Origin of the sequence: Ideonella aquatica (genome assembly GCF_018069755.1) — a bacterium.
In the GTDB taxonomy this organism is placed as follows: domain Bacteria; phylum Pseudomonadota; class Gammaproteobacteria; order Burkholderiales; family Burkholderiaceae_C; genus Ideonella; species Ideonella aquatica.
This window is the reverse complement of sequence record NZ_JAGQDE010000019.1, coordinates 38,341-58,008: the sequence shown is the minus strand read 5'-3', so window position 1 is coordinate 58,008 and position 19,668 is coordinate 38,341. Positions and strand designations below refer to the sequence as shown.

Sequence of the window (19,668 nt, the reverse complement as noted above, 5' to 3'; positions counted from 1 at the left end):
GGGCTCACAGGCCCAGGTGGCGGCGCGTCAGCGCCAGCGATTGATCGATAGGCAGCGTGGGCAGGTACTCCAGGCCGATGGCGCCGGTGTAGCCGCGCTGGCGCAGCAGCGGCAGCAGACCCGACCAGTCGAGCTGGCCGGTGCCGGGTTCATGGCGGCCCTCAAAGTCGGCCACCTGCACATGGCTGATCAACTCGGTGCGATCGGCAAAGGCCTGGGCGAAGGTCTCGCCACTGACAGCGCCGTGGTAGACGTCGGCCAGCAGGCGCAGCGCCGGGTGGTCCACCGCCTCGACGATGTCCAGGCCCTGGCGCACGGCGTGCACCGCCATCAGGTTGCCGCCGATGACCATGTGCACCGGCTCCAGCAGCAGCTCGACGCCGCCATCGGCGGCGATGCGGGCGGCCTCGCGCAGGACGCCGACGATGTTGGCGCGCTGCTCGGCCTCGGCCACGCCGGGCACCGAGAAGCCCGAGGCCAGGATGATGCGGGCGGCCGGCCCGGCACCCTTCAGTTGGCTGTTCACGCGCCGCGCCACCGGCACCGCATCACGCACGGCGCCCAGCACGGTGGCGTGCTCGGCCGGTTGGACCAGGCTGGCGCGCGGGTCGGCGCACAGGCTGGAGACCTGCACGCCGGTCTCGGCCACCACATCGACCATGGCATCGATCGGTTTGTCGCGCCAGAGCCAGGTGTCCACGGCGTCGAAGCCATCGGCCTGGGCCGCGCGAAAGCGGTCGAGGAAGGCAGGATGCTCGGCCTTGTAGAGCATCTCGATGCAGGGGATCAGCTTCACGCCGCGGCCCCCGCGATGCCGAAGACCTCGCGCGTGCGCTGCAGCGAGGCCAGGGTGCCGTTGCTCGGGCGGTACTCCAGGCCGATGTCGCCGGTGTAGCCGGCGGCGGTCAGGTCGGCCAGCCAGGTGGCCCAGTCGATGGTGCCGGTGCCGGGTTCGTGGCGGCCGTTGGTGTCGGCCACCTGCACGTAGCCGATCAGGTGGGCGCGCTGCAGGATCTGGCGGTGGTCCTCGCCCATCACTGCGGCGTGGTACGCGTCGTACAGCAGACGCACCGCCGGGTGGTTCACGGCTTCGACGATGTCCAGGCCCTCGATGGCCGAGGCCATGAAGAAGCCCGGGTGGTCGATGCGGGTGTTCAGCGGCTCGAGCAGCAGGCGCATGCCGGCCGCGGCGGCGACCGGGGCCAGGTGCTTCAGGTTGTGCACCATCGCGTCGTGCTGCTCGGCGGCCGAGACGCCCTTCAGCGCCGGGCCACCGGCGATCACCATGTCGGTCGCACCCAGGCGCCGGCAGGCGACGATGGTGCGCTCCAGCGCCTCCACGATGAAGTCGGTCTTGCTGCGGTCCACGCAGCCCACCCGCGGGCCCACGGTGATGCTCTTCAGCTGGACGCCGGTCTCCTGCAGCGCAGCCGCGACCGCGTCCAGATCCACCTGGTTCCACATGTGGAACTCGACCTTCTTCAAGCCGGCCGCGGCGGCGGCGCGGATGCGCGCCGGGATGTCGCCGGCTTCGTTGAACATGTACAGGTCTTCAATGACCGCGCAGAGTTGCATGGGGTGTTCTCGTTCGTGAAGGGTTCAGGCCAGCAGCGGCTGCAGCACATGCCGCACCGTCCAGGCGTTGTGCATCATGGCGGCGGCCTGGGGCGCGGGGCCCTTGTCGCTTTCGACGATCAGCCAGCCGGCGTAGCCGGTTTCGCGCAGCGCCGTCATGAAGGCGGTCCAGTCCACCAGGCCGCTGCCCAGTTCGCCAAACCAGCGTTGCACGCCGCGCTGGCCGCCAGCCAGCATCAGCGCGCGCTCGGCGTTGGGGGCGCGGTACTCGCCGTCGGTGTCGACCGCCAGCGCATCCTTCAGGTGGATGTGCCAGACGCGCGCCTGGAAGCGCCGGTACCAGGCCGTCACGTCGTGTCCGGCGATGGTCAGCTCGGCGGTGTCCAGCGCCAGGCCCACGGTGGCGGGGTCCAGCTGCTGCAGCCAGGCCTCGACCTCGTCCATGCTGCGCAGCGCCGACAGCGCGTCCAGGTGCAGCACGGTCTTCACGCCCAGCGCGGCGGTCATCGCCCCCACCGCGTTCCAGCAGGCCGCGGCGGCGGCTTGCCGTTCGGCGCTGAGTCCACCATGGCGGCCATAGGGCGGCAGCGCGCGGACCACCAGCACCTCGCCACCGATCTCGGCCAGGAAGCGGGCGAAGACCTCGGCCTGCTGCAGCAGCAGCGCGTGCTGCGCCGGGTCGGTGCAGTCCAGGCCATGGTGAAGTTCCTCGAAGCTCATCTGCAGCGGGTCGAAGAACAGGCTGCTGATGCGGTGGATGCCCCAGTCGCGCAACGTCAGCTTGAAGTGGTCGACCGAGCCGAAGTTGATCAGGACGTTCTCGGGCCGGCCCATCGGGTCCCAGCGGCCGGTGCCGGCGCTCAGCTCGATGGCGTCAAAGCCGCAGGCGGACGTCACCTTCAGTGCGCGTTCATGATGTTCCAGGCGGGCAAAGCCGGTGAAGCCGGCCTTCCACTGGTTGATCGCATATCCCCACTTAATCATGGATGGGCCTCAGCACGTTGCGGATATACCAGGCCGCAAGGGCCGTGCTCTCGGGGTAGTTGCCGCCGCCGACATCGGCCTTGTCGTGCTCCACGCCCACCCAGCCGGCCCAGTTCGTGTCCTTCATCGCGCCATACAGCGCCGGAAAGTCGACCAGGCCGCCCTCGGTGCCCATCTCGTAGAACCAGCGGTCGGTGGTGGGCGCCATCACCTCGGCGTCGGGCTTGCGGCGGTAGTCACCGTTCGTATCGACGTGGTGGGTGTCCTTCAGGTGGAAGGCGGCCACGCGCTCACGGCGCTGGATGAACAGATCCACTGGGTCGACGCCGGCGATCACGTGCTGTGCCGTGTCCAGGCACAGGAACACATAACGCGGGTCGGTCCAGTCGTAGAACTTGCGCAGCTGCTCGGCGCTGCGGATGCCGCAGAAGAACTCGTGGTGGCAGCAGGTCTTGATGCCGTAGCCTTCCAGCGTCATCTGGCCGACGCGATTCCACAACTCGGCGCAGGCGCGCAGCTTGTCGTCGGTGACCGGCTCGACGTCGAAGTACAGGCCCACCGGCATCACGATGAAGTTCTGCACGCCCAGGCCGGCGCTGCTCTTCATGATGTACTCGGCATAGCCGGCGATGCGGTCGTGGGTGCTGCGCACCTCGGGCGCGCTCTGCCGGCGGTCGTACATCACCGCGTGGAACAGGCTCAGCACGCGGTCGATGCCGCGGCTTTGCATGTGAGCGCGCGCAGCCTCGAGCGAGCCGAACAGATCGCGCAGCACCGGCAGGTGGAAGTCGAAGGTCTCGATGGCCTCGTAGCCCACGCCGGCGATCTGCTTCAGGAATGCGTCAAAGCGCTCCACCGAGCTGTACTGCGACAGCGGACCCTGGGGCGTGTCGACGCGCCAGTGGTCCATGTACGCATAGCGCAGCGACCGCCCCGCGAGCGGTACTCCTATCTGGCTCACGCGGCGGCTCCGGTGTGCTTGGCGATCACGCGCCGCGCCTGGGCCTGGTGCTTGGCCACCATCTCGAAGGCATCGACGTTGCGCATGTAGAGGTGGCCCTCCCACTCGCTGGACATGAAGCCGGTGAAGCCGCCGTCGTGGAACACGGGCAGGATGCTGTTGTAGTCGATCGAGGCCTCGTCGCCGTTCTCGTCGAAGTCGTAGAACTTGCCGTGCACATGCACCACCTGCGGCATGATCTCCTTCCACATCTCGGCGGTGCCGGGGCTGAGGATGTTGAACATCACCGCCAGCGCACTGACATCGGCCGGGTCGGCGTTCAGCGGCTCGACACGGCGGGAGAACTCCTGGCGCTTCCAGCCGGCGTCCTTGGGCAATTGCCACACCTCCAGCGCCAGCTGGATCAGGTCTTCGGGCAGCTCCTGGCGGCGCAGGTTGGCGATGTAGGTGGCGGGCAGCCGGCTGGCGCAGCAGCCGAAGTCGGGCACGAAGCCCAGCAGCGGCGAGTTGGCCTTGGCATAGGCCTCGCGCCAGGCCATCACCGGCGGCGAGCTGGGGTTCAGCGGCGCATGCACCTCGGGGCCGATCTTGATGCCGTGCTTCTCCAGCAGCGGCAGCAGGCGGATGATCACCTCCACCGGCGCGGCGAACTGGCAGCGGATGGTCGGGAAGCCCATCTTGGCGGCGGCCTCGATCTGCGGCGCGTGGTAGGCCACGGCCTCGTCGATGCTCATCATCGTGCCGCGGCGGATGGCCATGTCGGCGTTGATGCTCAGGCAGCTGGGCGTCAGGCCGTACTTCGCCATCAGGTCCTTGAAGCGGGCGGCGAAGTCGTCGCTGACGTTCGGAAAGCCGCGGATGCTGGAGAAGCCGATGATCTCCAGGCCCGGGCCGAGCTGGCGCTTGGCCACTTCGGCGATCAGGTCCTCGAAACCGTAGCGGCGCTCATGCCACTCGTTGGTGAAGCTGTACAGCGTGGAGCCGAGCTGGAAGCCCTTGGGCGCGGCGGTGGTCTGGGGTGCGTTCATGGTCAATGCGTCTGTGCGGTGGAGGTGGCGCGCCCTCAGGCGGCCTGGACCTGCGCGTCGCCGCGGGTCACATGGGTCAGCATCGGGATGTAGGGCGGGTACAAGTTCAGCGTGACGACCACGTGGTGCGCTCCGGCCGCCAAAGGCTGCGGCGTGGGCACATGCAGCAGCACCGAGTCCTGAATGAACCAGAAGACCGAGGTCTGCTCCGGCAGCTCGGCCAGTGTGTAGCGCCGGCCTTCATATTCGACGGTGGCGCCGTCCAGCGGCACGTTCTGGCCGTCGACCAGCAGCTGGGTGGGCATCACCACCGACAGCGGCAGCGAGCGGTACCAGGGCAGGCGAAGGTCCAGCACCAGGCCCTCGGGCGTGATGCGGGAGTCCTCGGGGGTGATCAGGTAGTCGCTGAAGGCGTTCTTGAAGAAGCGGGCCATGGCAGGTTCTATGACGTTGGGCGGCTCAGGCCGCCAGGGAAAGGGGCCGTCCGGTGCGCGTGGTGGGCACGAAAGGCAGGTAGGAGACGCGGTAGCGGATCGCCAGATCGACCTGGTGCTGACCGGGTGCGAGGCCGCCCGGACGGGCGATGACGACGCGTGCCTTCTCGCCGAAGTTCCACTTCTCGTCGAAGCAGTGCTCCATCTCGTCGAGGCTCCAGCTGCGGCCGCGCAGTGCCAGGCGCACGGCCTCGCGCGGCACGGCCTGGCCGTCGATCGAGACGGCGATGTCCTCGACCATCGACAGGCCCAGGCCGCGGTAATAGGGCAGGCGCGCCAGCAGCGCGAAGCCGGTGGTGTGCCCGCCCTCGACGACGTTCTCGAAGCCGTCGTCGCAGAGCATGTGCTGATCCATCATGGGGTGTTCTCCTTGGCGTTCAGGCCTGCAGCGCCGCAGGGATCGGCTCGTCCAGCAGACGGCACAGCATGCGGTGCTGGCGCTTGACCTGCTCGACCGATTGCACCGGGTGGGCGTCCTCGATCCAGCGGTTACCTTCGTACTCGGAGCAGATGTAGCCCTGGTAGCCGCCCTGCTTCAGCACCGCGACGATCTCGTCGTAGGGGATGGAGTACTCCACGTCGTCCTCGGTCATCTCGTAGAACTTGCCGTGGATGTTGTGGATGCGGTGCATGAAGTCGAGCATCCGCTTCGGCTCGAAGGCGGCGTTGTGGCGCAGCGTCTCGGCCATCGCGATCGCCGGGCCGGTGCCGCCCATCTGCTGCACATCCAGCAGCACGTACTCGCTGAGCACGCGGTCCTGGTAGGCCTGCTCGATGTAATCAGCGATGTGCCGGGGCACACCGTTGCGGACGAAGCGCTCCTTCCAGACCCGCGGGAAGCGGTGCACGAACATGCCCATGTCAGGCAGGAAGCCCAGGGCCTGGGAGCCGGACTGCTCGTAGGCCTCGGCGTGGCGGATGATCCAGGGGTGGTCAAAGTGCAGCGGTGCGTGCACCTCCAGCAGGATGGTGATGCCCTTGTCCTCGGCATAGCCGGCGCAGGCCACCAGCACCTCAGGCGCCACCGACACCAGCGAGCGGATAAAGCGCATGCCCAGCGCGGCGCCGAAGTCGATGTCCTTCTTCACGCTGGCCACCTGCTCGGCAAAGGGCATGACCTGGCCCTTGACGCGCTTGTAGTCCAGCATGAAGTCGTGGCAAACCGGGGTGGTGCCGTAGCGCTCCATCAGCGCGTGCCAGCGGGCGACCTCGGCGGTGGGCATGCCGACCTCGGGCCAGCCGGTGAAGCTTTGTTCGCCCACCACTTCGATGCCCAGTGCGCCGATCTCGGCGCAGGTGCGCACGCAGTCCTCCAGCGTCATGTGGCGCAGGAAGGTGTCGTTCTGGAAGCTGTAGAGGCTGACCCCGCGGCGGATCTGGTGGCTCATGGTGGTGCTCGTTGGAGGGGTGGGGTGCGTCATGGTGTCGGCAGCTTGACCCAGCGGCCGCCCTGCCGCGAGGAGCGCTGCACCGCCTCGATGAACTGCACGCCGCGCAGGCCGTCGTCGATGGTCGGGAAGTGGCTGGCCTTGTCGGGCTTGCCGGCCTTGCCACCGCGCGCGGCGCGCAGGTGCTGGGCGACTTCGCTGTAGATCGTGGCAAAGGCTTCCAGGTAGCCCTCGGGGTGGCCGCCCGGAATGCGGTTGACCCGGGCGCCGGCCTCGCCGAAGCCGGCCCCGCCGCGCTCCAGCAACTGGGTGGGCTGGCCGAAGGGCGTGAAGCGCAGCTGGTTGGGCTGCTCTTGCGACCACTCCAGGCCACCGCGGCTGCCGTAGACGCGCAGGCGCAGGCCGTTGAGGTGCCCCGGCGCCACCTGGCTGGCCCAGATCGCGCCGCGCGCGCCATTGGCGTAGCGCAGCAGCACCTGGGCGTTGTCATCCACCGCGCGGCCGGGCACGAAACTGCTGAGCTCGGCGCACAGCTCGGCCAGCGCCAGGCCGCTGACGTAGTCGGCGAGGTGCCAGGCGTGCGAGCCGATGTCGCCGATCGCGCCGCCGCCGGCCTGGACCGGGTCGGTGCGCCAGGCAGCCTGCTTCTGACCGGTGGTTTCCAGCGGCTCGGTCAGCCAGTCCTGCGGGTACTCGGCCTGGACCACGCGAACGTCGCCCAGCCGGCCGTCATTCACCATCTGGCGCGCCAGGCGCACCATCGGGTAGCCGCTGTAGTTGTGGGTGACCGCGAAGATCAGGCCCTGCTTTCTGGCCAGCGCGGCCAGCTTCCTGGCGTCGGCGCTGTGCACGGTCACCGGCTTGTCGCAGATGACGTGGATGCCGGCCTTCAGGAAGGCGGTGGCGATTGGCGCGTGCAGGTGGTTGGGGGTGACGATGGCCACCGCCTCGATGCCGTCGTCGCGCGCGGCCTCGGCGCGCGCCATGGCCTCATAGCTGTCGTAGATGCGGTCGTCGGCCAGGCCCAGTTCGCGGCCCGAGGCCAGCGCCTTGTCGGGCGAGGCCGACAGCGCGCCGGCCACCAGTTCGTACTGGTCGTCCAGGCGCGCGGCAATGCGGTGCACCGCACCAATGAAAGCGCCCTGCCCGCCACCCACCATGCCCAGGCGGATCCTGGCGGGCTTGCGGCCCGCAGTGCTCTTGCTGGCAGCCACCATGTCAGTTCAGCCCCAGCATGCGGCGCAATTGCGCCGGATCGGCGGCGCCACCGGCGAAGTCGTCGAAGGCCTTCTCGGTGACGCGGATGATGTGGTCGCGGATGAAGAGCGCGCCTTCGGCGGCGCCCTGCTCCGGGTGCTTCAGGCAGCACTCCCACTCCAGCACCGCCCAGCCCTTGAAGTCGTACTGGGCCATCTTCGAGAACACCGCCTTGAAGTCCACCTGGCCGTCGCCCAGCGAGCGGAAGCGCCCGGCCCGGTCCTGCCAGGACTGGAAGCCGCCGTAGACGCCCTGGCGGCCGGTGGGGCGGAATTCGGCATCCTTGACGTGGAAGACCTTGATGCGGTCGTGGTACAGGTCGATGAACTGCAGGTAGTCCAGCTGCTGCAGCACGAAGTGGCTGGGGTCGTAGGCGATGTTCAGGCGCCGGTGGCCGCCCACGCGCTCGAGCAGCATGTCGAAGGTGACGCCGTCGTGCAGGTCTTCGCCGGGGTGCAGCTCGAACGCGATGTCCACGCCCGCCTCGTCGTAGGCATCGAGGATCGGCGTCCAGCGCTTGGCCAGTTCGTCGAACGCGGCCTCCACCAGACCGGCCGGCCGCTGCGGCCACGGGTACAGGAAGGGCCAGGCCAGCGCGCCGGGGAAGCTGATGCTGGCGTTCAGGCCCAGGTGCTGCGAGGCCTTGGCCACCTTCAGCACCTGGTCCACCGCCCAGCGCTGGCGCTCGGCGGGCCTGCCTCGCAGCGCCTCGGGCGCGAAGGCGTCGAAGGCCTCGTCATAGGCCGGATGCACCGCCACCAGCTGCCCCTGCAGGTGGGTGGACAGCTCGGTGATCGCCACGCCGTTCTCGCGCGCGATGCCGGCGAACTCGTCGCACCAGGTCTTGGACTCGGCGGCGCGGTCCAGATCGAACAACCGGGCGTCCCAGGTGGGCACCTGGACGCCGCGGTAGCCCAGCGAGGCGGCCCACTGCGTGATCGCGGGCCAGGAGTTGAACGGCGCCTGGTCACCGGCGAACTGCGCCAGGAAGATCGCCGGTCCTTGGAGGGTGGTGCTCATGGAAATGGCCTTGGGGAAGGGGCGGCCCCGGCGCGTGACCGGGGCCGGGTCACGCATCAGAAGCTGTAGCTGGCGCGGACGCCGTAGGTGCGCGGATCGCCGATGAAGAAACTGCCCGGCACGCGGCTCTCGATCGTGGTGGTGTTCTCGATGTTCTTGACGAACAGCTGCACCGAGGTCTTCTGGTCCGGGCTGGTCCAGGCCAGGCTGGCATCGCTCTTGTGGAACGAGGGCTGGGTGTAGCGGATCGCGGCCGCCGGGTCGCTGAGCTTGTAGCCCGAATTCAGGCGGGTGCCGATGCTGGCGGTGATGTCGGCGCCCGACTCCAGGTTGAAGCGGTGGCTGTAGCCCAGCGTCAGCACGCTGCGCGGCGCACGGTCCAGCACCTGGTTGGACCAGTCGGTGGTGGTGTTGGGCTGGTAGTCCTTGAACTTGGCGTCGTTCAGCGCCAGCGAGCCGCGCAGTTCACCGTTGTCGCCCACCATCCAGCGGGCCTCGACTTCGGCGCCGGTGATCTTGGCGCTGGCGGCGTTGGTGGTGACCGAGCCGCAGCTGGACGGGTCGTTGGTCTTGCACACCACCGAGGTCTGCTGCATGTCCTTGTAGTCGTAGGTGAACACACCGGCCGACAGGCGCAGGCGGTCGTTCAGCAGCTTGGTCTTCACGCCGGCCTCCAGGGCGCTGAGGTGTTCGGGCTTGTAATTGCCGCCGTCGGAGGTGTCATTGAAGCCGCCCGCCTTGTAGCCGGTGGCCAGCGAGGCGTACAGCATGGTGCCCGCCGCCAAGTCGTGCTCGACGCCCAGGCGGTAGCTGAAGTTGCTGAACTTGACCGACTTCGTGTAGGCACCGGGGCTGGTGGTGGCCGGCGGTGTGGCGGCCTGGCCGCCGAGCTTGTCGGAGCCGTCCTTCTGGTCGCGCGTTTCGCGCAGGCCCAGCGTCAGGCGGGTCTCGGGCAGCAGCGCGTAGGTGGCCTGGCCGAACACGGCCTTGGACTTGTTCTTGACGTCGATGTCGAAGGGCAGCACCACGGTGAAGCTGCCGAAGGGCGCGGTGATGAAGGTGTTGAACGAGCTTTCGCGGTGGATGCGCTCGTTGAACAGGTAGGCTCCGGCCACCCACTTCAGCGGGCCATTGCCCACCGAGTTCAGGCGCACCTCGTGCGAAGTGGAGTCGCTGTCGCCCTGGCCCTTGAGCACGATGGGGAAGCCGAAGTAGATGCCGTTGCCGCTGCCGTCGACCAGGCCCTTCATGTAGGCCAGCTGGTAGGTCAGATCGGCAAAGCCCAGGCTGGTCTTGTACTCGGCGCGCAGCGAGTGGTTGTCGTTGTCGGTGTAGGCCGGGTTGGTGGCGCCCTTGAAGTTCAGGCCGGCGGTGCGCTGGGCACTGGTGCCGCGGTCCACCCAGACCGGGTCCTTGATGTTGTTGCCGGTGTTGGGCGGCGAGAACGGCAGGTTGTCGACATAGGTGCCGGTGAAGAAGTTGCCCATGGGCACCGGCGTGGGGGCGCCGCCGCCTTGGTGCGTGGTCTCAGCGGTCAGCAGCAGCGAGCTGGTCTTGCTGATGTCGGCCAGCAGGTGGACACGGGCCGCGTAGTCGCTGCGCTTGTCCATCGGGGTGCCGGTGTTGGTGCCGGGATCGATGGTGGCGTCGCGCTGCGACTTCTGCACCACCGCGCGCATCGACAGGATGTCGTTGATCGGCACGTTGATCATGCCCTCGACGCGGCGCGCGCCGTAGTTGCCGAACTCGCCCTCGATGCGGCCACCCAGGGTGCGCCCCGGTTTGTTGGTGATCAGGTTGATCGCACCCGCCGTGGCATTGCGGCCGTAGAGCGTGCCCTGCGGGCCGCGCAGCACCTCGATGCGCTCCAGGTCCATGAAGGCGCCGGTCTGGGCCTCGTAGCGGGCGATGTAGGCGCCGTCAACGTTGAACGCGGCCGAGGGGTCGCCCTTCTCGGTCATGTCCAGGCTGGTCACGCCGCGGATGGCGATCTGCAGCTTGCCGCTTTCCTGGGCCATCTGCAGGTTGGGCGTGACCTCTTCCAGGTTGCGGGCCTCGGTGACGCCAGCGGCCTTCAGGTCATCGCCGCTGACCACGGTCAGGGCGAGCGGCGTCTTGGAGGCCGGTGTGGCCACCTTGGTGGCGGTGACGATCACCTCCTGCACACCGACCGGCTTGCGCTCGGCGGGGGCGGCGGGGGCGTTGGCGTCCTGGGCCCAGCCGGGCAGACTGGCGGCCACCAGACCGGCGGCCAGGAGCACTTGGTTGAGCGGAGTGAGCTGCTGTTGCGACATGGTTTGTCTCCTGTGGATGTCGTGGCTGCCGACGGTGGGTTCGTCCGTCTTTGGCAGGGCGCGGGAACGATTCAGCGGGACGAAAGGTAAGCGCTTTCCCGGCTTTCCCACACTAGGGTTTCCCCGTTTCTCATAGGTAGATATCCTGAGTGACTGGATTTTCGTTTGGCCTGCAAGCGCACGAATGAGGCACAATGGGAAAGCACTTTCCCATCCTTTTCCCCCGATGAAGAACCTGCCTTCCATTGAGGAAGTCGCCCGCCTGGCCGGGGTGTCGATCGCCACCGTCTCGCGGGTGATGAACAACAGCAAGCCGGTCAACCCCGAGACGCGCAAGCGCGTGGAGCGCGCGGTCGCCGCCACCGGCTACCGCGGCAACGCCGCCGGCCGCAGCCTGGCCACCGCGCAGAGCCACCTGCTGATGGTGCTGGTGCCCGACTTTGCCAACCCGTTCTACGCGCAGATCGTGCAGGGCGTGGAGGCCGTGGCCCGGCCCGCCGGCTACAAGCTGCTGCTGACCGATGGCGCTGGCGACGACGCACCCTACACCACCGCGCTGGACGCGATCTACAACCGCCTGGCCGATGGCGTGATCAACCTGGCCCACCTGGACGACGACGGCTCGCTGCTGGGTGAGTTGCGCAACCTGCCCTGGGTCAACTGCTCCGAGTACCTGCCCAAGGCCGGCCCGCCCTATGTCAGCATCGACCACCGGCAAGCGGCGATCGACGCGGTGCAGTTCCTGCTCAACCGCGGCCACCGCCGCATTGGCCTGATCACCGCCGACGAGACCTACCGCTGGGCGCAGCTGCGTCATGAGGGCTATGCGTTGGCGATGCAGCGCGCGGGCCTGGAGCCCGACTCGCAGCTGGTGCGGGCGGCCAATGGCCTGGACTACGACGCGGGCGCGCAGGCGGCCGGTGGCCTGCTGGCGCTGCTGTCGCCGCCAACCGCGGTGTTCGCGGTGTCGGACACGCTGGCCATCGGTGCGATCAAGGCCTTCCGGCGCGCTGGCCGTCGCGTGCCCGAGGACATCGCCGTGGTGGGCTTTGACGACCTGCCGCTGTCGGCGGTGTTCGAGCCGGCGCTGACCACGGTGTCGCAGCCGATGCGCGAACTGGGTGCCACCGCCGCCGAGATCCTGCTGGCCCGGCTCGACGGCCAGCGCCCGGCCTCGCGCACGCTGGCACATCAGCTGGTGGTGCGCGACTCGGCCTGAGACGATCCCGCGCCGATCAGAACATCGTCAGCACGCCGCCCGCCGCGACAAAGTCAGCGAACAGCCGCAGCCGCTGCGGGCTGCTCAGGGCCTCGCCAGAGACCGGCACCGGCTGACCCAGCCGCGTCACCGGCGACGCCCGATCGGTGATCGCCGTCCAGGGCGCCGGCAAGCCGCGCCCGGCAGCAAAACCCAGCCAGTGTGTCTGCAGCAGCACTGAGACCGCGCGGTCCTCAGCGGTGTAGGGACGGTGCTCGAAGACGCCGAACAAGTACGGGACCTCGCCGGTGTGGAAGGCGCCGAAGCGGGCGGCATCGGGGCCGGGGATGGGGCGCTCGTAGACATAGCCATAGACGGTCTGTCCCAGTCGCGCTCGGCGCTCGGCCCACAGCAGCAGCGAGGCCATGTAGCGGTCGCGGCCGATCTGGCGCATCGAGGCAGTGGCCTGGGCGTCGTCGGCATGCGGGTAGGCGGCCAGGAAGCCGTCGGCCGCGGCGCCGTAGCGCTGACGCACATGGGCCTCGAAGCTGGCCGGCGTGGACGGCGGCGGGCCCATCACGAAGCCCTCGTCCGCCATGTAGCCGCTGACGAGCGGCACCGGTGAGGCCAGCGCCGCCGCCGTCGTCTCCGGATCCACCGGCAGCACCTGGCCGTCGACCACCGGCGCCAGCAGCAGCCGCGGCATGCCGCCCGAGAAGTCCATCGCCGGTTTCAGCGACAACAGCGACTCGGCGGGGCGTTGGCGCAGCTCAGCCAAGCTGCCGATGCCGGCCTGGTTCAGCAACTGCTCGCCCTGCCGCTGGGCCTCGGCCAGGGTCAGCGGCCGCGCGCCCATGCCGGCGCCGCTCATCGCGATGGCGCGCTGGAACAGGCCGCGCGCCGAGGGCATGGCCAGCAGATCCACCACCGCCGCGGCACCGGCCGACTGGCCGGCGATCGTGACCTGGTCGGCACGGCCGCCGAAGCGGGCGATGTTGGCCTGCACCCAGCGCAGCGCCGCCACCATGTCCAGCAGGCCGTAATTGCCCGAGACACTCTGCGGCGACTCGGCCGCCAGCGCCGGGTGCGACAGGAAACCGAGCAGGCCCAGGCGGTAGTTGATCGACACCACCACCGCGCCGCGGGCGGCCAGCGACGCGCCGTCGTAGATCGGCACCGAGGCGGCGCCGCTGCCAAAGCCGCCGCCATGGATCCACACCAGCACCGGCAGGCTGCCGGCCGCGGCGTTTTGCGGCGTCCAGACGTTCAGGTACAGGCAGTCCTCGCTGATCGGCGCACGCAGCTGCACATACTCGTCGGTGAACGGGCCCCACGCGCGGGGCGTGTCCTGCATGCAGGCGGGTGCGAAGGCCTGGGTGGCGCGCACGCCCGGCCAGGCCGGCAGGTCCTGCGGCGCACGCCAGCGCAGCGGGCCCACCGGCGGCTGCGCGTACGGGATGCCCAGAAAGGCACGCACGCCCCCCTGGTCCACGCCCTCCACCGCGCCGTGGTTGGTGACCACCTGGGCGGCCTGTGCCCCCAGGCTCGCCAGGGCCAGCAGGCCCAGACCCAGCATCCGCCAGGCCGCTCTGATCAGGATGTTCATGCGGAATCAGCCGATGCAGATGCGCTTCTCGTCGTTGTTGAAGCTGGGGAAAGGCATGTACGAAATGCGCAGGCGCTGTTGCAGCGCCAGCGTGTGCTCGCCCTTCGGGAAGCCGCCGGGCAGCGCCACGCGGATGGTGGCGGGTGCGCCGAAGGCCCAGCGACGCTCCAACGCGGTCTCCATCTGGTCCAGCGTCAGCGGGCCCGGGCCTTCATCGAAGGTGATGGCCTCGCGCGGCAGCGCCTGGCCGTCGATCGAGACCTTCAGGTCCTCCACCATCGTCAGGCCCAGGCCGCGGTAGTAGCCCAGCTTGCTGGTGAACGAGAAGCCGGTGGGCGCGTCGGCCGGTCCGGTGTTGACGACCGACGCGGGGTCGATGATGTACTTGTCAAACATCACTGGGCTCCTGCTGGCTGCGCCTGCTCGGCCTGGGCGATCAGCCGCTCGAACATCACATGCTGGCGGCGCACCTGCTCGCGGCTGTCCACCGGCTGCACGTCCTGGATCCAGCGGTTGCCTTCGTACTCGGACGACAGCGTGCCCTCCCAGCCGGCCTTCACCAGCTCGGGAATCACCTCCTCGTAGTCCAGTGACGGGTCGCGGCAGTCCTCGGTCATCTCGTAGAACTTGGCCTGGATGTGGCGGAAGTAGGGCGCGAAGTCGCCGATGCGCCTGGGGTTCGCGTAGGGGTTGTGGCGCAGGCTCTCGGCCATCGCCACCTCGGCCTTGTTGCCCTGCATCTTCACCGCCACCTCGTAGATCGTGTACTCGCACATGATCTTCTGCTCGTGGCTGTCGACGATGAACTGCGTCACCTCGGGCCGCGCGCCCTGGCGCTCATAGCGCGCGCGCATCACCGGCGGGTAGTGCTTCATGAAGATGCCCATGTCGGGCAGGATGCCCAGGTGCCGGGTCTTCAAGCGGTCGGCCACCTCGATCGTGCGCTGGATCCAGGCGTGGTCCAGGTACCAGGGCGCATGCACCTCGACGCCCATGTGCACGTCGAGCTGCTCGGCCAGCGGCACGCAGCGCTCCAGGATGTCCGGGCGCACGAAGATGAGCACGCGCATGTTGCGGATGCCCAGGCGGTGGCACAGGCGCAGGTCGCGGTGGATGCTCTCGACCTGTTCGTCGTCGCTCAGCAGCCGGTCCTTGTGGCGCTTGGTGTCCAGGAACATGTCATAGCACGAGAAGTGCGCACCATGGCGGGCCAGCATCTCGTGCCACTGGGCGATCTGGGCGTCGCTGATGTTCGGGAAGGTGGGCATGTTCTGCTCGGGCAGGATCTCCACCGCGCGGGCGCCGATGCTGGCGCTGAAGGCAATCACGTCCTCCACGCTCATCTGGCCCAGGAACATCTCTTCCTGGAAGCTGTAGAGGCTGATGCCTCGCTGGATCTTGGAACGCATCAAGCGGTCTCCGTAGGCAGGGAATGGGCACAGACGGACCGGCCGGTCTCGTCAAAGCCCCAGTGTTCGACGATGCGGCCGGCGTCAATGCGGAACAGGTCCAGGCGCTGGTGGCGATCCGTCCCTGAGCCGACCCAGGTGTGCACCACCGCGCGGTCGCCGTCCAGGAAGACACGCTCGACCTCGACAAAGAAGTCGGGCTCGGCCAGCTTGCGCGCCAGCATCTCGATGGCCGCCTGGCGGCCGCCGGGGCGTGACGGGTCGTGGTCGCGAAATCCGGTGCGCACCACGCAGGACTCGAAGGCGGCGCGCACCTGGCGGCGGCGGTAGAACAGGTCGATGAAGCGCTCCATCAGCTGGCGCGGGTCATCGACCAGGCCGGAACGCACCGGCGGCGCCACCGGCGGCGCGACCGGTGCCCGGTTCGAGCCCGAGGACAGCGCCAGGTGCTGCCCAGTGCCCAGCAGGCGCACGCGGGTCATGGCACCGCCGCCGCGACCACGCGCTGGTCAATCGCGCCGAACGGGCCGGGGCGGCCATCGGGGTGGCAGGCCTGCAGGCGCACGTGGTCGCCAAAGCGCATGAAGCCGCTGCGGATCTCGCCGTGCGCCAGCTTCTCGATCATGCGGCGCTCGGCAATGCAGGCGGAGCCGGCGCCGCGCTCGGCGTTGGACACCGTGCCCGAGCCGACAATGGTGCCGGCGCTCAGCCGCCGCGTGCGCGCCGCGTGCGCGATGAGCTGGCCGAAGTCGAAGTTCATCTCGCTGGCCGAGGGCTCGCCGAAGCGCTCGCCATTCCACTGCACGTGCAGGCGCAGGTTCAGCCGGCCGGCCTGCCAGGCCGGGCCCAGCGCTTCGGGGGTGACGGCGATCGGCGCGAACGCGGTGCTGGGCTTGGCCTGCAGGAAGCCGAAGCCGGTGCGCACCTCGTGCTGGCCCAGCGCGCGCAGGCTCCAGTCGTTGAGCTGCACCACCAGGCGCACGGCGGCCAGCGCCTGGGCCGGCGTGGCGCCCATGGGCACGGCGTCGACGATGACGCCGAACTCGCCCTCGAAGTCGATGCCGTGGGCCTCGGCAGGCAGCGGCACGTCGGCGTGCGGCCCCAGGAAGTCGTCGCTGGCGCCCTGGTACATCACCGGCACGGTGTCGAAGTCGGGGATCGGCGGCGTGCCGAAGGCGCGCTCCATCAGGCGGCCGTGGTTCAGGAAGGCCGAGGCGTCCAGCCACTGCGGTGCGCGCGGCAAGGGGGCGGCGCAGGCGGCGGGGTCGAAGGCGAAGCTGCCCTCGACCGCGCCCGTCTCCAGCGCGGCGGCTGCGGCGCGCAGCGCGGGTTCGGCGGTGGTCCATTGCTGCAGCACGCCGATCAGCGTGCTCCAGGGGGCCGGGGCGTGGGCGGCGCGGGCGCCGTCGGCGGCGACGATGATCAGGCGGCCGTCCAGGCTGCCGTCGTTCAGGGTGGCCAGGCGCATCGCGTCAGTCCTCGAAGATGGCGACGGCGCGGGTCCAGCCGGCCGACGCGCCACGGATCTTGTGCGGGAAGCAGCTGACCAGGAAGCCGTGCGCGGGCAGCGCCTCCAGGTTGTGCAGCTTCTCCAGGTGGCAGTAGCCGATGTCGCGGCCGGCCTTGTGGCCTTCCCAGATCAGCGCCTTGTTGCCGGTCTCGGCCACCTTCTTCGCGGTGTACGAGAAGGGCGCGTCCCAGCTCCAGGCGTCGGTGCCGGTCAGTCGCACGCCGCGCTCGAGCAGGACCATCGTGGCCTCGTAGCCCATGCCGCAGCCGGCACCCAGGTAGTCGGGGTGGCCGTAGCGCGAGCCGGCGCGGGTGTTGACCAGCACGATGTCCAGCGGCTGCAGCGTCCAGCCGATGCGCGCCAGTTCGGCCTCGACGTCGGCCGCGGTGGCCACATAGCCATCGGGGAAGTGGCGGAAGTCCAGCTTCACGCCAGGCTGGTAGCACCACTCCAGCGGCACCTGGTCGATGGTGATGCTGGGCCGCGCGCCGCCATTCTTCGCGTCCTGCGTGGAATGGAAGTGCCAGGGCGCGTCAAGGTGGGTGCCGTTGTGGGTGGTCAGCGTCACCCACTCGGCGGCGGCGGCCTCGCCGTCGGGGTAGTCCGCGGGCGTGGTGCCCGGGATCATCGCCATGAACTCGTGCAGCGTGTCCTGGTGCTTCTGGTAGGTGATCTTCGGCGCCAGCGGCGGCGGGTCGGAGAGCACGTCGTTCTCCAGGTAGATCGACAGATCCACCAGGCGGCGGGGGCGTTGCGGCGGTCGCATCGTCAGGGGCTCCTGTCTCAGATCGGCTGCGCCAGCGCCATCAGCGAGCTGCGCATGATGTGGGCGTGTTCGTCCTTGTCACCCCCTTCCATCTCGATCTGGCCCAGGCGGGCCGAGTTGTCGACCACCATCCGGCAGCGCTCGTAGCGGCGGGCCTGGAAGGCGGCCAGTGACTCGGCCACGCTGGCGTGGCGCGCCAGCTCGTCGGCCAGCACGATCGCGTCCTCGATGCCGATGCAGGCGCCCGAGGCCAGGTGCGGCGTGGTGGCATGCACCGTGTCGCCGATCAGCACCACGCGACCGCGGTACCAGTCGCCGCGCACCAGCATGCCCTCCAGCGGGCGGAAGACGATCTGCGACGCGGGGCTGATTTGGGCGCGCAGCGCCTGCAGCATCGGGTCGGGGAACGGGGCCAGCAGCGCGCGCAGCGTGTCGGCGAAGGTGGCCGGATCGACATGGTCGTTGGTCGGGCGGCGCTCGGTGACGAAGAGGTAGAGCTCATCGGCCGAGACCGGGTTGACACCGGGCTTGACCGCGCCGCCCATCCACATGGTGATGGTCTTGAGCGCGTCGGGCCGCGGCAGCACCGCGCGCCACACCGCCTGGCCGCTGTAGGCGGGCTTGGGCGCATCGGGCAGCAGGGCCTCGCGCACCTTGGAGTACAGGCCGTCGCTGCCGATCACCAGGTCGTAGCGCTGGCGCTGGCCGTCGGTGAAGCTGACTTCCACGCCTTCGGCATCCTGCTCGATCGCGGTGAAGGTGCAGCCCAGGCGCACGGTGGCGCCGCTGGCGCGGGTGGCGTCGGCCAGGATGCGGGCCAGCACCGGGCGCATGATCGCGCCGCCGCCGGGCACGTCGGGGCCGGCGATGCGCGGCGTCGGCAGCTCGCCGATCGGCTGGCCGTGCGGCAGGCGCAGCTGCACGCCGTCGCTGGCCGCGCCCTGCTGCAGAAAGGCGTCGAGCACACCCAGCTGGCGGAAGGCGCGCAGCGTGGCGCCGCCCAGGCTGATGCCGGCGCCGTAGTTGCGCCACTCGGGGTCGACCTCGACCAGGTCCACGTCAGCGCCGTGCTTGCGCAGTTCGATGGCGGCGGACATGCCGGAGAAGCCGCCGCCGATGATCAGGATGCGTTGGGCTGCGAGGGTCATGGGTTGTCTCCTGGGGGCCGGCGAGGTGGACCTCGCCTGGGGGTGGGTGGTGCGTATGGCGAGCGGCTCAGCGGGGAGCGCCGGCCCCGGGGGGCGGGCCGCCGCCGGGGAACCACTTGTCGCGCGGCTGGAACAGGAAGGCCTGCGAGGCGTCGGCGCTCAGCGGCACGCTGCGCGCGGTCCAGGCGTCGTCGTGGCGGTCCATGTCGGCGTCGTACTCGACATGGGTGGCCAGCGGGCTGTTGAAGTACCAGAACCAGTTCGAGCCCATCTTGTGGCGGCCCGGCCCCCAGAAGGACTGGTAGCCCTTGGCCACCAGCCGGTAGCCCGACTGCAGCACCGCGGTGGGGCCGCTCATGTGGAAGGTGAAGTGCTCGACGCCCTTCATGAACGGCGGCGTCTGGATCAGGAACAGCGTGTGGTGGTCGTCGGTGCCGGCCGGGCGCAGGAAGGGGCCGGCGCCCTCCAGCCGGTCGGTGCAGCGAAAGCCCAGGCGCTGGGTGTAGAAGGCCGCGGCGCGCGGCTCATCCGGCACGAAGTACACGACATGCGACAGCGTCAGCGGCCGATGCAGCGTGTCCTCGGCCACCGCCACCGCGTTCAGGCCGCGCGCGGGCTGACCGGGTGCGTTGGCGGCCTCGCCGGCCACCTGCAGCGGGCGCCGCACGCTGAGCTGGAAGCCCAGCACGAAGCCCATGTCGTCCGCGGCCTCGATCGAGCCGTCGGGCAGCTGGCGCACCTCGCGGTCGCGGCCCAGTTCAGCGGCGATCGCCGCCAGCGTGGCGGCGTCCTTCACGCCGTAGACGGTCTTGCGCAGCAGGCTGGCGGTGCCCATCGGCGGCGGCAGCGCGGGGTCGTCGGCGCGGGCGATGACCACGGCGGTGCCGTCCTCGGCCTCGAAGCGGCCGCCGGCCTCGGTGAGGCCGACCGGCGTCAGGCCGTAGTCGGTGAGGAATTGCGCGCAGGCGGCGACGTCGTCGACGCCGAAGACCAGCGCATCGGGTCCGATGATCTGCATGACAGGAATCTC

The 19,668-nt window shown here is 69.5% G+C and carries 20 protein-coding genes; 1 reads left to right on the top strand and 19 read right to left on the bottom strand.

Translation table 11 applies throughout. The features are described from left to right. Positions 1–4: 4 nt before the first annotated feature. The 11 genes from KAK06_RS18320 to KAK06_RS18270 are packed head-to-tail and all read right to left on the bottom strand — an operon-like array spanning position 5 to position 11,001. Positions 5–796, bottom strand: a complete 792-nt coding sequence (locus KAK06_RS18320) for a TIM barrel protein (RefSeq protein WP_210803592.1) — start codon at positions 794–796, stop codon at positions 5–7. After that, positions 793–1,575, bottom strand: coding sequence for a TIM barrel protein (locus KAK06_RS18315; protein ID WP_210803591.1), 783 nt, complete (start codon positions 1,573–1,575; stop codon positions 793–795). Before KAK06_RS18315 ends, KAK06_RS18320 begins: the two co-directional genes overlap by 4 nt. 24 nt (positions 1,576–1,599) lie before the next feature. Further along, positions 1,600–2,559, bottom strand: coding sequence for a sugar phosphate isomerase/epimerase family protein (locus KAK06_RS18310; protein ID WP_210803590.1), 960 nt, complete (start codon positions 2,557–2,559; stop codon positions 1,600–1,602). Next, the gene (locus tag KAK06_RS18305; protein WP_210803589.1) at positions 2,552–3,469 is read right to left on the bottom strand and encodes a sugar phosphate isomerase/epimerase family protein; all 918 of its coding nucleotides are present in this window, start codon (positions 3,467–3,469) and stop codon (positions 2,552–2,554) included. The genes KAK06_RS18310 and KAK06_RS18305 overlap by 8 nt, the downstream gene beginning before the upstream one ends. Before the next feature lie 47 nt (positions 3,470–3,516). Beyond that, the gene (locus KAK06_RS18300; RefSeq protein WP_210803588.1) at positions 3,517–4,548 is read right to left on the bottom strand and encodes a sugar phosphate isomerase/epimerase family protein; all 1,032 of its coding nucleotides are present in this window, start codon (positions 4,546–4,548) and stop codon (positions 3,517–3,519) included. 35 nt (positions 4,549–4,583) lie between these two features. Then, positions 4,584–4,982, bottom strand: a complete 399-nt coding sequence (locus KAK06_RS18295; protein WP_210803587.1) for a C-glycoside deglycosidase beta subunit domain-containing protein — start codon at positions 4,980–4,982, stop codon at positions 4,584–4,586. A gap of 25 nt (positions 4,983–5,007) precedes the next feature. Further along, positions 5,008–5,400, bottom strand: coding sequence for a C-glycoside deglycosidase beta subunit domain-containing protein (locus KAK06_RS18290; RefSeq protein WP_247652969.1), 393 nt, complete (start codon positions 5,398–5,400; stop codon positions 5,008–5,010). A gap of 19 nt (positions 5,401–5,419) precedes the next feature. Then, positions 5,420–6,430 carry a sugar phosphate isomerase/epimerase family protein gene (locus KAK06_RS18285; protein WP_210803586.1) on the bottom strand — a complete coding sequence of 337 codons (1,011 nt, stop codon included), beginning with the start codon at positions 6,428–6,430 and terminating at the stop codon, positions 5,420–5,422. A 29-nt stretch (positions 6,431–6,459) separates the two neighbouring features. Then, entirely contained in the window at positions 6,460–7,647 is a 1,188-nt protein-coding gene (locus KAK06_RS18280) for a Gfo/Idh/MocA family protein (RefSeq protein WP_210803585.1), read from the bottom strand. A gap of 1 nt (position 7,648) precedes the next feature. Next, the gene (locus KAK06_RS18275; RefSeq protein WP_210803584.1) at positions 7,649–8,707 is read right to left on the bottom strand and encodes a sugar phosphate isomerase/epimerase family protein; all 1,059 of its coding nucleotides are present in this window, start codon (positions 8,705–8,707) and stop codon (positions 7,649–7,651) included. 56 nt (positions 8,708–8,763) lie between these two features. Then, a complete protein-coding gene (locus KAK06_RS18270) occupies positions 8,764–11,001 on the bottom strand; it encodes a TonB-dependent receptor (protein ID WP_210803583.1) in 2,238 nt (745 codons plus the stop codon). Positions 11,002–11,227: 226 nt separating this feature from the next. Here KAK06_RS18270 and KAK06_RS18265 point away from each other — a divergent pair, with 226 nt between their 5' ends. Beyond that, positions 11,228–12,220, top strand: coding sequence for a LacI family DNA-binding transcriptional regulator (locus KAK06_RS18265; protein WP_210803582.1), 993 nt, complete (start codon positions 11,228–11,230; stop codon positions 12,218–12,220). A gap of 16 nt (positions 12,221–12,236) precedes the next feature. Here the strand turns inward: KAK06_RS18265 and KAK06_RS18260 are convergent, their stop codons facing one another. The 8 genes from KAK06_RS18260 to KAK06_RS18225 form a co-directional block, all read right to left on the bottom strand. Further along, positions 12,237–13,805 carry a carboxylesterase/lipase family protein gene (locus KAK06_RS18260; RefSeq protein WP_210803581.1) on the bottom strand — a complete coding sequence of 523 codons (1,569 nt, stop codon included), beginning with the start codon at positions 13,803–13,805 and terminating at the stop codon, positions 12,237–12,239. Between the two features lie 6 nt (positions 13,806–13,811). Continuing rightward, complete coding sequence (locus tag KAK06_RS18255; RefSeq protein WP_210803580.1) at positions 13,812–14,201, bottom strand: C-glycoside deglycosidase beta subunit domain-containing protein; 390 nt, start codon at positions 14,199–14,201, stop codon at positions 13,812–13,814. Next, on the bottom strand, positions 14,201–15,214 hold the full coding sequence (locus KAK06_RS18250; RefSeq protein WP_210803579.1) for a sugar phosphate isomerase/epimerase family protein: 1,014 nt from the start codon (positions 15,212–15,214) through the stop codon (positions 14,201–14,203). Before KAK06_RS18250 ends, KAK06_RS18255 begins: the two co-directional genes overlap by 1 nt. Beyond that, positions 15,214–15,696, bottom strand: coding sequence for a nuclear transport factor 2 family protein (locus tag KAK06_RS18245; RefSeq protein WP_210803578.1), 483 nt, complete (start codon positions 15,694–15,696; stop codon positions 15,214–15,216). The genes KAK06_RS18250 and KAK06_RS18245 overlap by 1 nt, the downstream gene beginning before the upstream one ends. Further along, positions 15,693–16,682, bottom strand: coding sequence for a fumarylacetoacetate hydrolase family protein (locus KAK06_RS18240; RefSeq protein ID WP_210803577.1), 990 nt, complete (start codon positions 16,680–16,682; stop codon positions 15,693–15,695). The genes KAK06_RS18245 and KAK06_RS18240 overlap by 4 nt, the downstream gene beginning before the upstream one ends. A 4-nt stretch (positions 16,683–16,686) precedes the next feature. Further along, positions 16,687–17,490 (bottom strand): cyclase family protein, encoded by an 804-nt coding sequence (locus tag KAK06_RS18235; RefSeq protein ID WP_210803576.1) that lies wholly within the window; start codon positions 17,488–17,490, stop codon positions 16,687–16,689. Between the two features lie 17 nt (positions 17,491–17,507). Continuing rightward, positions 17,508–18,638, bottom strand: a complete 1,131-nt coding sequence (locus KAK06_RS18230; protein WP_210803575.1) for an FAD-dependent oxidoreductase — start codon at positions 18,636–18,638, stop codon at positions 17,508–17,510. Between the two features lie 67 nt (positions 18,639–18,705). Further along, positions 18,706–19,656: a VOC family protein gene (locus tag KAK06_RS18225; RefSeq protein ID WP_210803574.1), complete on the bottom strand. Its 951-nt coding sequence runs from the start codon at positions 19,654–19,656 to the stop codon at positions 18,706–18,708. Between the last annotated feature and the right edge of the window lie 12 nt (positions 19,657–19,668).

Bases quoted from the DNA above. Each gene is read 5' to 3' on its own strand.
- KAK06_RS18250 (WP_210803579.1), bottom strand. From the start codon at position 15,214: ATGCGTTCCAAGATCCAGCGAGGCATCAGCCTCTACAGCTTCCAGGAA.
- KAK06_RS18245 (WP_210803578.1), bottom strand. From the start codon at position 15,696: ATGACCCGCGTGCGCCTGCTGGGCACTGGGCAGCACCTGGCGCTGTCC.
- KAK06_RS18230 (WP_210803575.1), bottom strand. From the start codon at position 18,638: ATGACCCTCGCAGCCCAACGCATCCTGATCATCGGCGGCGGCTTCTCC.
- KAK06_RS18285 (WP_210803586.1), bottom strand. From the start codon at position 6,430: ATGAGCCACCAGATCCGCCGCGGGGTCAGCCTCTACAGCTTCCAGAAC.
- KAK06_RS18235 (WP_210803576.1), bottom strand. From the start codon at position 17,490: ATGCGACCGCCGCAACGCCCCCGCCGCCTGGTGGATCTGTCGATCTAC.
- KAK06_RS18225 (WP_210803574.1), bottom strand. From the start codon at position 19,656: ATGCAGATCATCGGACCCGATGCGCTGGTCTTCGGCGTCGACGACGTC.
- KAK06_RS18265 (WP_210803582.1), top strand. From the start codon at position 11,228: ATGAAGAACCTGCCTTCCATTGAGGAAGTCGCCCGCCTGGCCGGGGTG.
- KAK06_RS18255 (WP_210803580.1), bottom strand. From the start codon at position 14,201: ATGTTTGACAAGTACATCATCGACCCCGCGTCGGTCGTCAACACCGGA.
- KAK06_RS18290 (WP_247652969.1), bottom strand. From the start codon at position 5,400: ATGATGGATCAGCACATGCTCTGCGACGACGGCTTCGAGAACGTCGTC.
- KAK06_RS18240 (WP_210803577.1), bottom strand. From the start codon at position 16,682: ATGCGCCTGGCCACCCTGAACGACGGCAGCCTGGACGGCCGCCTGATC.
- KAK06_RS18280 (WP_210803585.1), bottom strand. From the start codon at position 7,647: ATGGTGGCTGCCAGCAAGAGCACTGCGGGCCGCAAGCCCGCCAGGATC.
- KAK06_RS18260 (WP_210803581.1), bottom strand. From the start codon at position 13,805: ATGAACATCCTGATCAGAGCGGCCTGGCGGATGCTGGGTCTGGGCCTG.
- KAK06_RS18300 (WP_210803588.1), bottom strand. From the start codon at position 4,548: ATGAACGCACCCCAGACCACCGCCGCGCCCAAGGGCTTCCAGCTCGGC.
- KAK06_RS18310 (WP_210803590.1), bottom strand. From the start codon at position 2,559: ATGATTAAGTGGGGATATGCGATCAACCAGTGGAAGGCCGGCTTCACC.
- KAK06_RS18270 (WP_210803583.1), bottom strand. From the start codon at position 11,001: ATGTCGCAACAGCAGCTCACTCCGCTCAACCAAGTGCTCCTGGCCGCC.
- KAK06_RS18315 (WP_210803591.1), bottom strand. From the start codon at position 1,575: ATGCAACTCTGCGCGGTCATTGAAGACCTGTACATGTTCAACGAAGCC.
- KAK06_RS18295 (WP_210803587.1), bottom strand. From the start codon at position 4,982: ATGGCCCGCTTCTTCAAGAACGCCTTCAGCGACTACCTGATCACCCCC.
- KAK06_RS18305 (WP_210803589.1), bottom strand. From the start codon at position 3,469: ATGGACCACTGGCGCGTCGACACGCCCCAGGGTCCGCTGTCGCAGTAC.
- KAK06_RS18275 (WP_210803584.1), bottom strand. From the start codon at position 8,707: ATGAGCACCACCCTCCAAGGACCGGCGATCTTCCTGGCGCAGTTCGCC.